At 64.7% G+C, this 8,692-nt stretch carries 10 protein-coding genes; 2 read left to right on the top strand and 8 right to left on the bottom strand.

Features of this window, described 5'->3' with window-relative positions:
- The 4 genes from ASF72_RS14640 to ASF72_RS14625 all read right to left on the bottom strand — a co-directional run.
- Positions 1 to 642: cyclase family protein (locus ASF72_RS14640; protein ID WP_235504741.1), on the bottom strand; the 642-nt coding region annotated here is incomplete at its 3' end.
- Positions 639 to 1,595, bottom strand: coding sequence for a fumarylacetoacetate hydrolase family protein (locus ASF72_RS14635; RefSeq protein ID WP_056600103.1), 957 nt, complete (start codon positions 1,593 to 1,595; stop codon positions 639 to 641). The genes ASF72_RS14640 and ASF72_RS14635, both read right to left, overlap by 4 nt.
- 6 nt (positions 1,596 to 1,601) lie before the next feature.
- Positions 1,602 to 2,621: a VOC family protein gene (locus tag ASF72_RS14630; protein WP_056600102.1), complete on the bottom strand. Its 1,020-nt coding sequence runs from the start codon at positions 2,619 to 2,621 to the stop codon at positions 1,602 to 1,604.
- Positions 2,622 to 2,870: 249 nt separating this feature from the next.
- Positions 2,871 to 4,046 (bottom strand): ABC transporter substrate-binding protein, encoded by a 1,176-nt coding sequence (locus tag ASF72_RS14625; protein WP_056600099.1) that lies wholly within the window; start codon positions 4,044 to 4,046, stop codon positions 2,871 to 2,873.
- A 583-nt stretch (positions 4,047 to 4,629) separates the two neighbouring features.
- Between ASF72_RS14625 and ASF72_RS21065 the strand changes: the two genes are divergently transcribed.
- Together ASF72_RS21065 and ASF72_RS14615 are read left to right on the top strand one after the other, a co-directional pair.
- Positions 4,630 to 5,187, top strand: coding sequence for a CPBP family intramembrane glutamic endopeptidase (locus tag ASF72_RS21065; protein ID WP_231685979.1), 558 nt, complete (start codon positions 4,630 to 4,632; stop codon positions 5,185 to 5,187).
- A gap of 50 nt (positions 5,188 to 5,237) precedes the next feature.
- Positions 5,238 to 6,017 (top strand): CPBP family intramembrane glutamic endopeptidase, encoded by a 780-nt coding sequence (locus ASF72_RS14615; protein ID WP_050683740.1) that lies wholly within the window; start codon positions 5,238 to 5,240, stop codon positions 6,015 to 6,017.
- A 14-nt stretch (positions 6,018 to 6,031) separates the two neighbouring features.
- On the opposite strand, the gene ASF72_RS14610 is transcribed toward ASF72_RS14615, so the two are convergent.
- The 4 genes from ASF72_RS14610 to ASF72_RS21060 form a co-directional block, all read right to left on the bottom strand.
- Positions 6,032 to 6,409, bottom strand: coding sequence for an ArsR/SmtB family transcription factor (locus tag ASF72_RS14610; RefSeq protein ID WP_056600096.1), 378 nt, complete (start codon positions 6,407 to 6,409; stop codon positions 6,032 to 6,034).
- Positions 6,369 to 7,655 (bottom strand): MFS transporter, encoded by a 1,287-nt coding sequence (locus ASF72_RS14605; RefSeq protein ID WP_056600093.1) that lies wholly within the window; start codon positions 7,653 to 7,655, stop codon positions 6,369 to 6,371. Before ASF72_RS14605 ends, ASF72_RS14610 begins: the two co-directional genes overlap by 41 nt.
- 175 nt (positions 7,656 to 7,830) lie before the next feature.
- Positions 7,831 to 8,349 carry a GNAT family N-acetyltransferase gene (locus ASF72_RS14600; protein WP_056600090.1) on the bottom strand — a complete coding sequence of 173 codons (519 nt, stop codon included), beginning with the start codon at positions 8,347 to 8,349 and terminating at the stop codon, positions 7,831 to 7,833.
- Between the two features lie 92 nt (positions 8,350 to 8,441).
- On the bottom strand, positions 8,442 to 8,692 hold a 251-nt coding region (locus ASF72_RS21060), incomplete at its 5' end, for a dihydrofolate reductase family protein (protein WP_235504740.1).

Below are 8,692 nucleotides of genomic sequence, written 5' to 3'. Positions count from 1 at the left end.
GCCTTGGAGCTCGATGGTCCGCTGGAGGTGTTCCGGGGTGATGGCGAAGCCGTCCGGCAGTTCGCCGTCGTTCCTTCCCAGCTCGGGGCCGAGCGCCCGGCCGACGTCGAGCAGCACGCCCCGGGTGACGATCTTGGCGGCGGCTGTCTCGATGCCGGTCACCAGGTCGCCCTCCGAGGTGACCACGTCCCCGGCGGCGCGGCCGTTCCAGGCCTTACCCTGGTCAAAGATGTGGCCCAGGCCGTCCCACTGCGTGGAGCACTGCAGCGGCATGGCGATCACGTCGTCCGCGCCGCCGAACCCGTGCGGGAAACCCTGGTTGCCGCGTTCGGCGTCCACCCCGGTGTCCGTCATGGTGTGCACCGGGTTTGTGCGGCGGCGCCAGCCCTTTTGCGGGCCGTTGGTGTCGAACGGCTGGGACAGCGAGAACGCCTCACCGGTCTTCACCAGTGCTGCGGCTTCGACGCGCTTGGCGGCGTCGATGAAGTTCAGGGTGCCCAGGACGTCGTCCTGGCCCCAGCGGCCCCAGTTGTTGTGGGCCGCGGCCATGGCGCGGATGCTGCCGAGCGGATCGTCACGCCGGATAACCGGGGAATCAGTTGATTCCCCGGTGCCGGTTGGTGCTGTGTCCTGGGTGGTCACTGGGCACCTTCACTTGTGGTTTCGTCCTTGCAATGGATCAGTTGGGTGCCGAGCCCGGTGATGGTGCCTTCCATCACGTCCCCGTCCTGGAGCAGGCGGCCCCAGTGCTGGCCGTTGCCGGCTGGGCTGCCGGTGAGCACGAGGTCGCCGGGGCGCAGCGGCATGATCTGCGATGCTTCGCTGACCAGCTTGGCGACACCGAAAATCATGTCCTGCGTGGACTCATCCTGCATGGCTTTCCCGTTGAGCTTCAGGGTGACCTGGACGTCCTGCGGGTCGCCGAAGAACTTGGCGGGCACCAGCAGCGGCCCGGTGGGCAGGAAGCCCGGCGCGTTTTTGGCACGGTACCAGTCCGAGCCGATGGCCGGCATGTCCTTGCGGAAGACGTACTCGCGGGTGGTGATGTCGTTGACCATGGTGTAGCCGAACACGTACTCCAGGGCTTCCTCGGGGGTGACCCGGAATGCCGTCTTTCCGATCACTGCTGCCAGTTCCAGCTCCCAGTCATGGGACGTGGAGTAGGACGGCAGGGTGAGGTCGTCCGTGGCGGACGCGATCGCCGTCGGGAGCCCGATGAAGAAGTACGGCGTGCCCTGGCCTGCGCGTTTGTCCATCATGGCGGCGGTCTTGGCGCGCACTTCCTCCTCGTCCTCGCCGGGTTCGCGGTGGGCTGCGGCGAGGTCGATCACGTGCTTGCGGTAGTTCGCGCCGGTCTGCAGGACCTGCGCGGGCTCCACCGGGGCGAGGATTCCGACGTCGGCCAGGGCCAGGCCGGTGTGCCCGTCAGCGGAGGCGGCCAGCGAGTCCAGTTGTGGTTCGGTGGTGTCCCAGTGCTCGATCAGGGAGTTGATGTCCCCGTCCAGCGGCAGGACCCGGCCGTCAACCAGCAGGCCGGTGCGTGCCTTGGCGTCGCCGGCTTCCTGGAACCGGATGAGTGCATAGGTTTCAGCCATGGTGTCTTAGCCCAGGCCCTGCTTGGCGTACGGGTTCAGGAGGGCTTCCTTCATTTCCGGGGACGCACCTTCCTCCGTGGCAGTGAAGCCCTCGGCCGGCGGGAAGGATTCAGTCATGGAGTGCGGCATGGCGCCGTTCTTGTAAAAGTTGTTGGAACCGAGCGAGGGCTTCCAGGTGTTGGCTTCCCAGTCCGGGACGTAGTTGCGGTAGCCGCCGGAGTTGAGCTCCACGCGCAGGCCGGAGGGGTCGCGGAAATAGAGGAAGTTCTGCTCACCCACGCCGTGGATGGAGGGGCCGTATTCCATCGGGGTGCCGTTTTCCATCATGACGTCGGCGGTGCGGAGCAGGTCCTCGGTGGCGTCCACCCAGAAGGCGATGTGGTTGACGCGGCCGGAGCGGCTGGAGGTGTCCAGGACAACGCCGAGGTCGTGCGACTTTTCGTTGGTGGTCAGCACGGAAAACACGGTGATGGGTGCTTCGTCCAGGTCAACGAACGCCATGACGCGGAAGCCCAGGGCCTCGTTGTACCACTTGGCGAAGCCGCGGACATCGGAGGATGCCACGGTGACGTGGTCCAGGAAACGGGGGGCGGCGGCGTGGCTGCTGCGGCGCTCGGGCCGGTCCGGGTAGGTGGATTCGAAGCCGGGCTCGGCCACGAACTTTTCCACGTCGTAGAACAGGCGCATGTGGTGGCCGTAGGGGCCGGTGAATTCGTAGGCCTTGCCGTAGCCGTGGCCGCCGGCGGTCCAGGTGCCCTGGACGCCGGTCGCTTCGATGCGCTGGGCTGCGGCTTCAAGGGCTGCCTGGGAGTTGGTGCGCCAGGCCATCCGGCCCAGGGACGCTTCGGGGCCTTCGGTGATGACCAGGCTGTAACGGTAGTAGTCGCCCCAGCAGCGCAGGTAAACGTTGCCATCCATGCGGTCGATGATGCGCATGCCGAACTTTTCCTCGTAGAACCGTGCCGACGCTTCGACGTCCGGGGCGGTGATCTCGAGGTGGGCAAGATGGGAGAGGGGAGTTTCCACGTTGAAGTCCTTCTGGTTACTGGCTGCGGTCGGTTTGGTGCAGGTCCTGTAACCACTGTGAAGCACTTCATATATTTGGGGAAGGCGAGTTTTTCGATATCAACTATCTGCCTCACCGATACCCATCGGATGGCCGTTCCCTCACTTAATGCGCTTAAATCGCCAACGCCCGCTCACTTTCCTGGGGACGGTGAGCGGGTGTTGGCCAAAATGGCGCATCTAGTGAGAGCGTCCTGGCTGGAGCCGGTGTTACTCCTTGCCGAGTTTCGCAGCTGAGGTCTGCTCGCCGGACACGCTGTTGAGGGCACGCAGGTCGAAGATGCCGTTGATGTCCGCCTGCTTGGTGGTGCCGGCGGTGACGCCGTCGGCCAGGAGCTTCTGGTAGGTTCCGGCAAGGGGGTCAACGGTGAACACGATGTTCTTCAGCGAGCGGTCGATCACGTCCGCCTTCAGCTCTGCCCCGGCAGCTTCCTTGAGGGCTGCGTTGATGACGGTGGCCTTCTCGCCGTCGGAAGCCTTGTTCAGCCATTCAACCGACTTCACGTGGCCTTTTAGCAGCGCCTTTACAGTGTCCGGGTGGTCGGCTGCGAACTTCTGGTTGACGATCAGGATGGTGGTGGGGAATTCGCCGGGCTTGCCGGACAGCGAGCCGTCCCACAGGTCCTTTTCATCCACCAGCACCTTGGCGCCTGCGGTCAGCACGAGGCGGGAGGCCCACGGCTCGGGTACCCAGGCGCCATCCAGCTTTCCATCCTGGAAGAGTTTGAGGGTCTGGGCGTTTTCGGTGGGGTTGATGGCGACGTCGCCGCTGCCGTCCACGTTGGTCTTGTAGCCCTGCGTGACGAGCCAGGCACGGAGTGCGACGTCCTGGGTGCCGCCCAGTTGCGGGGTGGCCAGGGTTTTGCCCTTGAGGTCGGCGGCGGAGGTGATCTCCGGCCGGACCACCAGCTGGGCGCCGCCTGCTGCAGCGCCGGCGATGATGTTGATGGACTGGCCCTGGCTCTTGACGAACGAGTTGATGGCCGGGTTGGGGCCGATGTAGGTGGCGTCGATGGCACCGGCGTTGAGGGCCTCGATGGCGGCCGGGCCCGCGTTGAAGACCTGGGTGCTGAGTTTGGTGCTGCCCAGCTCTTCGGCGATGAAGCCCTTGCTGACTCCCACCAGCGCCGGGGCGTGCGTGACGTTGCCGAAGTAGCCCAGCTTCAGGTCGGCGGCCGGGTTGCCGGCGGGGGCGCTGTCCGCGGCGGGGGTTGTGCCGCCGTTGTTGGCGTTGACGGCGGATGCGACGGCGACACCGCCACCTACCAGGGCCAGGATGGCGGCGCCGATGCCGATCTTCAGGCCGAGCGGGCGTTTCGGGGTTGCGGACTGGCCGGCCACAATGCGGGTGGAACTCTGCGGACTCTTGTCCTGGGATTCAGACATCGGGGATTCCTTCGGTGGGGGGATGCTGAGTTGAGAGTACGGAGCGCCCAGCGGGGCCACAATCGTTCCGGTCGCGCACGTTCACGGGACGACGCGAAGGCTCAATATGGCGTAGCCCGGCGTCATCCAGGGACGCGGGACGTCTTCCTGCGCCGGGCAGGGTCCGCAGGATGGCCGGCCCGGGCAGCGCACTGGACGAGAGCCGTGAAGCCTTGGGTGACACATATTATTAGTTCGATAAACCTAAAAGCGCTGGACCAAAATACTTGGGGGTAGAACTTTGGCTGCACATATTGACGGTTCTGGATGGAGCCGGTTCTGGAACAAAGGAACGTGGTGGAAAGCGCTTCTTTTCATCGTTGTCTATTGGGGTCTGTATGAACTGATCGGGCTGGGGATCACATCCGTATTCTCGGGTTCCATCAATCTGGAAAACCTGCTGGCTGATCCGCTGAGCGCTTTCCTCACTCTGGCGCTGCCGATATTCATCGCCGGGATCCTGCTGTTTCTCTTTGCGCGTTCACTCGGCTGGGTCGGCCAAATCTTCGGACCGCAACCCGTTCGAGGGCGGCCCTGGATGTGGGTGGCGGTTGTTCTTGTTGTCGTACCCATTTTCCTGCGCGCAGCAGCCACCAACTGGTCTGCGTACTCGGTGGGGCTGCTGCTGGTGATGGTGTTTTTCGGCCTGTGCGTGGGTTTCACCGAAGAACTCGCCACCCGGGGCATTGTGGTCAACATGCTCCGGAACGGAGGTTACGGGGAGCGCCTGGTCTTCGTTTTGTCCTCCCTGTATTTCGCCCTTTTGCACAGCGGAAACATCATTTCCGGCATGTCACCTCTCGTTGTCGGAATCACCGTGGTTTACACCTTCGGATTCGGCGCCATGATGTACCTGTCCATGCGCGTCACAGGCCGGATCACCTGGGCCATCCTGCTGCATGCAGCCACAGATCCCACCACATTCCTGGCCACCGGCGGAATCGACGCCGCCACGGAAACGGCTGGAACGGCAAGTCTGATATCCCTGGCCGGGCTCTTCAACTGGGCCTATATCCTCCTGGCACTCGTCGCGATTTTCCTTGTGAAAGGGCACTCGGACCGGTCTGCACAAAAGCTCCACGCGCCCAGCGCCGCCTCCTAACAGGGGAAACCTGGACAGCGCCCTCTTCGCCGACTGAAAGGCAACAGCGTATGCGCATCACCCCTCGTGCTTGGATCGGCCTGGCAATCTACGTCGGTTATGTCCTTGTTATCTACGCCGTATCAAAACTCAGCGGGGTGGCCTACACCGAGATCGGCACGTCCGCGGAATTCACCTGGCGGGGAGCGGTCCTGGACCTCGCCGTCGGCGCGGTACTGCTGGCCATCACCACCTGGTTCCTGGGGTGGTGGAAACCTGCGCTGTTCGAGCGGAAACGGTCGCACCATAAGTGGCCGATCTTCGTCCCCGCGCTAATGCTCCTCGTCGCCGTGCTGAACCTGTTCAACACTGACTGGTCAAAGTTCGATGCCTCCTTCCTCCTGTCCCTGCTTGCCCTCGGGATCGCAGTCGGATTCTGCGAGGAACTGATGTCGCGGGGGCTCCTGCTGACGGCATTCCGCTCACGACTGCCGGAAGTCTGGGTGTGGCTGCTCACCTCCGTCCTCTTCGGCGCCATGCACCTCATCAACGCCGCTCTCGGGGCTCCCCTCTCGAACACCCTTGGACAAGTGGTGCTGGCTGCGATGTCGGGTACAAGCTTCTACATCGTGCGGCGGGTCACGGGCTCCCTCCTTTGGGCGATGGCGCTGCACGGCATCTGGGATATCGCTGCGTTTTCGGTCGGCTTTGCCCCGCTCGGCACTGCTTGGGCGGCCTACCTGACGCCGGTCATCGGCATTCTGGCAGTCGGTGTCGTCCACTGGGTGATCAAAGGAACGGACGAGAAACCGGTCCAACCAACCCTGGCCGCAGCAGCCGCGCGGTCATAAAGCCCCGCCGGGTCCTAGCCGTGCGTGGGTTCACCGGTGATGCGGTGATCGGCGTGGTTGATGGTTTCCCGGATCAGCCGGACCAGGTGCCCGTCGTGGAGGGAGTAGATGACGTGTCGGCCGTCTTTGCGGGTATCTACCAGCCCGCTAAGACGGAGCTTGGCCAGGTGCTGGCTGGCGACGGTCCGCGGCACCCCGGCTGCGGCGGTGAGTTCGGTGACGCTTTTGGGGCCCTCGGCGAGCTGCCAGAGCAGGTTCAGCCGGGTCGGTTCGGCGAGCATCCTCAGTGTGCCGGCAGCGGATTCCAACAGCTGCGGACCCGGGGTGACCCGGTGGGCGAGTGAGGGTTGTTCAGGAACGGGGACGGCCGGGCTGCCTGGGTGTGTATTCAATGCCTGGCTCCTTCTCCGCCGGTTCCGTGTTTGCTGCGTCCTCATGCCCTGGCCAGGACAGGAAGGCGCCTGCGCTACCTATCATCGCAATAATTGCCAGTGCAAGCGCTGCCCAGCCTAAACCGGCCACGGCTCCCACCCACCCCGCCAGCGGATACGTGAGGATGTAGCAGGCGTGCGAAAGCGAGAACTGGGCCGTGAACACGTAAGGCCGGGTTTCCTCCGTGGACGCGTCCCGCAGCAGCCGGGAGGAGGGCGTGAGGATGGTGGAGTTCGCCGCCCCCAGCAGGAACCACAGTCCCAGGAGCGGCCACCACCCCATTCCGGGGACGCCCGGCAGCGTCAGGGCTGACGCGCCGGCCAGGACCAGCGGGATGACTGCAGCGCCGGTGAGCATCACGGACCGGTCCCCGAACCGGGCCAGGACTCGGGGCGCGGACAGGGCCACGATCATGGACCCCACCCCGAAGCAGGCCAGGGCCAGGGCCAGGTCGGTGCCAGGCCGCTGCAGGACATCGCGGACAAAGACTACGGTGTTGACCAGGACCAGAGCGGTGGGGGCGGCGACGACCAGGTTCAGGGCCAACAGCGACCGCAGGCGACCGTCCCGGCAGAAGATCCTCGTGCCAAGGGTGGTCCGGTGCCACAGGGACGGCTGTGGTCCGGTCGGGGCAGCCAACCGGGGTAGAACCGTGACGGTGACCATCGAAGCCGAGAACAGGAAGCCGGCGGCGGTGCCGATGAACAGGTTGTTGTAGCTGACCAGCGTTAGCAACAAAGCCGCAACAGCCGGGCTGACCAAGGCTTCCATGTCATATGCCAGCCGGGACAGTGACAGCGCCAGGGTGTACTCGTTCTCCTTGGTCAGGATGGTCGGTATCAGTGCCTGGAACGCCGGGGTGAACGTCGCGGAGGCGCTTTGCAGCAGGAAGATCACAAGGTAGATCTGCCAAACGTCGGTAATGAACGGCAGGCACAAGGCCATCGCGGCCCTGACCAGATCCGCAGCTATCAGCACCCGCTTCTTCGGCCACCGCACGGCCAAGGCGTTGATCACCGGGGCCAGGCCAACGTAGGCCAGCATTTTGATTGTCAATGCAACGCCGAGCACGGCGCCGGCATTGCTCCCGGCCAGGTCGTATGCCAACAAGCCCAGGGCCACGGTCAGTAAACCCGTCCCGACCAGCGCTACGATTTGAGCCGCGAGCAGCCTCCGGTACGTTTCATTCCGCAGAACAGACAACATCAGAACCCCTTGAGTGCATGAGTGCACGACTATGCACTTATTATAGGGGCGAACGCCGCAGGGCGAAGCTGTCGGAGTTGCAGAATATGCAGGTTCGAGGCTTCAGAGCCGTCCCGAGCTGACGGCGTCCAGGCTCGTTACAGGTGCATCTGGCCGGGTTACTTCGGGGTGATGCCTACCCGGCGGCGATCCAGTAGCGGCGCTTGCCGTTGCGGCTGTCCTCATAGACGCCGCCGTTCCTTTCGATCGTGGCCCGCGAGCCGGCATTATCCTCATCGCAGGTGAGCAGCGCCCGGGTGATGCCCAGGTCGCGGGCGATGGGCAGGGCGGCAGCCAGCGCTGCCGCGGCGTGGCCGCGGCGCCTTGCGGAGGGCCGGACGCTGTAGCCGATGTGCCCGCCCTCGTTGAGCAGATATTCATTGAGCCCATGCCGGATCGCCAGCGAGCCCAGGAGCGTTCCGCCATCCACCATCCACAGATAGGTGCAAGGGACATGGCCCGACTGCCGGGGGCTTTCCGGCAGGGCGTCCTTGGCCAGCGTGTCAACAAACCGGCGGAACGTCGCGGCTTCCTTGAGGTCCGCCAGGAGCCAGCCGTCGGCGCCGGCGCCATCCATCCGGGTACCGCCAAACTCGGCGGCTGCTGCCAGCCAGGAGGGGTGGTAGCTGACGTGTGGTGCGGCAAGCGTAGGCATCAACAGATCGTAACGGAACGGATCCGGCGATGCGCCGCCGTCGTCCGTTGACGGATTGGCGGGGGTTCTCCGGAACGCACGACGGCGGCCGGTCAGTTGGTGAGGCGGTAGCGGATGTGTGTGACCAGCGCCGTCCCGCTCACCTCGGTGGGTTCCAGGTTCAGGCCGGCCACGCCGTCCAGGAGCCGCTCGCCTGCCCCCAGGACGATGGGCGCTATATGCAGCCGGAGTTCATCGATCAATCCGGCCGACAGGTACTGCCGTGCAGTCTGTGCCCCGCCGGCAATGGCCACATCCCCGCTGCCGGCGGCTTTGCGGGCCTGCGCCAGGGCCGTTTCAATTC

Origin of the sequence: Arthrobacter sp. Leaf141, assembly GCF_001424565.1 — a bacterium.
Classification (GTDB): domain Bacteria; phylum Actinomycetota; class Actinomycetes; order Actinomycetales; family Micrococcaceae; genus Arthrobacter.
Note: the sequence above shows the minus strand (reverse complement) of the source record. Positions and strands in the feature narration are given on the sequence as shown.

Coding starts and splice junctions, on each gene's coding strand:
- ASF72_RS14625 (WP_056600099.1), bottom strand. CDS start 4,046: ATGTCTGAATCCCAGGACAAGAGTCCGCAGAGTTCCACCCGCATTGTG.
- ASF72_RS14605 (WP_056600093.1), bottom strand. CDS start 7,655: ATGTTGTCTGTTCTGCGGAATGAAACGTACCGGAGGCTGCTCGCGGCT.
- ASF72_RS14635 (WP_056600103.1), bottom strand. CDS start 1,595: ATGGCTGAAACCTATGCACTCATCCGGTTCCAGGAAGCCGGCGACGCC.
- ASF72_RS14600 (WP_056600090.1), bottom strand. CDS start 8,349: ATGCCTACGCTTGCCGCACCACACGTCAGCTACCACCCCTCCTGGCTG.
- ASF72_RS14615 (WP_050683740.1), top strand. CDS start 5,238: ATGCGCATCACCCCTCGTGCTTGGATCGGCCTGGCAATCTACGTCGGT.